This window comes from Candidatus Phytoplasma citri (genome assembly GCF_002009625.1).
Classification (GTDB): domain Bacteria; phylum Bacillota_I; class Bacilli_A; order Acholeplasmatales; family Acholeplasmataceae; genus Phytoplasma; species Phytoplasma citri.
Genome location: NZ_MWKN01000085.1, coordinates 1 through 573, shown reverse-complemented (window position 1 = coordinate 573; position 573 = coordinate 1). Strand labels below are relative to the sequence as shown.

At 32.3% G+C, this 573-nt stretch carries 1 pseudogene; it reads left to right on the top strand.

Annotated features, from left to right (window positions below):
* Window positions 1–107: 107 nt before the first annotated feature.
* Window positions 108–506: pseudogene (locus B2G44_RS02005) on the top strand (aminotransferase class V-fold PLP-dependent enzyme); the annotation flags it as partial.
* Between the last annotated feature and the right edge of the window lie 67 nt (window positions 507–573).

The following is a 573-nucleotide window of genomic DNA, read 5'->3' as shown; positions in this document are numbered from 1 at the left end:
GGAAAGCGGTGTGCTGGGAAACTTGCTCGCACCGTTTGGACGGGGGCTAATTGTAAATAAAACAGTAAAGACAAATCGCTGCATAAAACGCAACTAATCTATCCGTATTAAAGCATTTGGTTAATCCTGGTGATGAAATTATCACTTCCGAATTAGAACATCATTCCTGTTTATTACCTTGGATGCAAATAGCTAAAGAAAAGAAAGCTAAATTAATTTTTATTCCTTTAGATAAAAATTATAAAATTCAAGTAGATAATTTTTGTAAAGTTTTATCAGATAAAACAAAATTTGTAGTTTTAGGTCATATATCTAATACTTTTGGTGATGAAATACCTATTAAAGAAATTACTAAAATTGCTCATCAAAAAAATATTTTGGTCATTTTAGACGCAGCACAATCAATAATACATTTATCATTGGATGTTAAAGATTTAGATATAGATTTTTTAGCTTTTTCAGCTCATAAAATGTATGGTCCTTTTGGGGGCGCCAAAGAGGCCTAAATTTCGTGCTATCTAACCAATAGCCAGAGCCGATAAACTCTGAATGGAGATGGTCGGTCTGACAAAC